1 protein-coding gene is annotated in these 1,387 nt (G+C 58.3%); it reads left to right on the forward strand.

Annotated features, from left to right (window positions below; all coding sequences use genetic code 11):
* Positions 1-1,180: IS91 family transposase (locus RE6C_RS10225; protein WP_144054724.1), on the forward strand; the 1,180-nt coding region annotated here is incomplete at its 5' end.
* Positions 1,181-1,387: the final 207 nt, after the last annotated feature.

Here is a 1,387-nt window from a genome sequence, read left to right on the forward strand (position 1 = left end):
CGACTTGCAACAGTTGATGCGCAAGCACTACCCCAGGCTTGCGAAGTCACATGGGCTCAGCGGTGACATGCACCGAGCCGCGTGGGCCATCATGCATTGTCGCACCCGAGAGTTGGGAGGCCATGTCAACAGTTGCCCGCATGGCCACTTCCACCAAGTCGCTTACAACTCATGCTCGCATCGGTGCTGCCCGAAGTGCGGATGGCTACCTCGCGAGAAGTGGCTCGATGGCTGGCGAAATCGGTTGTTGCCGGTCCCCCATCACCATCTCATCTTCACCATTCCGCACTCGCTCAACCCACTGTGGCGATACAACAAGCGAGCCTTTGCTGACGTTCTCTTCCAGGCGGCATCGCAGACACTGATGCAACTGCTCGGATCCCCAGACTATCTGGCCGCACGACCTGGGATCCTGGCCGCCTTGCATACTTGGAACCAGAAGTTGGACGTGCACGTGCATCTGCATGTCTTGGTTTCTGCCGGCGGACTGACTGAAGACGGAACGTGGGTCGCTGCCAAGAAGAAGTGCCTGTTGCCCCGCAAGGTTGTGATGACCAAGTTCCGTGGCAAGTTCAAGGCGTTGCTGCGAGAGATGGTGGTCGCTGGCAAGATCCAATTGCCACCGGGTTGGACACGCAACCAGTTCTATGCGTTGCTTTACAAATTGAGTGACCCTTGGAACGTCAAAGTCTTTGATGCCTATGCAGGTGGCGCCAGTGTCGTGACCTATCTTGCCCGCTACCTGCGTGGCGGTCCGATCGGGAACTCACGGTTGCTCGAGGAACGTGATGGGCAAGTTGTGTTTCGATACCGCCTCAGTGAACTCGAAGGGGGCGATGGAAAGCGACAAGCCGTGACTCGCCTGCCAACCGACACTTTCTTGCTGCGTTGGCTGGAACATGTTCCGCCGCGTCGCTACCAATGCGTGCGCGGCTTTGGGCTCTACAGTGGGAACCAGCACTCGGGGCTTGTGCAAGCGCATCAGACACTCGGCGGCTGCTACGATCCAGGTTCCGAGGAACCGAAAACATGGCAGGAAGTCTGTGACGCCGCTGGCATGGAGCAAGCTTGTCGCTGTCCTGAATGTGGGGCGCTGCTGGTCAGCCACCATTCATTCCATCCGGGGCGTTCTCCACCGAGTTCCGCGTTTGTCACACGAACCCTTGGACAGATCGCATGATGCGTTCTTTGACACGACCGTTTCTTCCACCGACGATACCGAAGGTGCATTTTCAGCTCGGCTTGAGTGCACTCCAAAGCGTGGCGATTGCCTTGCTGAGCGACCGCGTCACCGATAAAACACTAAGACGACAGCGGCTCGACGTAGCACGGTCCCCGGCGGCACAGTACAACCAAGTCGTTGCACCCGCTTAGCGTCACGCCGGCT

It is taken from the genome of Rhodopirellula europaea 6C (genome assembly GCF_000338295.1).
GTDB classification, from domain to species: Bacteria; Planctomycetota; Planctomycetia; order Pirellulales; family Pirellulaceae; genus Rhodopirellula; species Rhodopirellula europaea.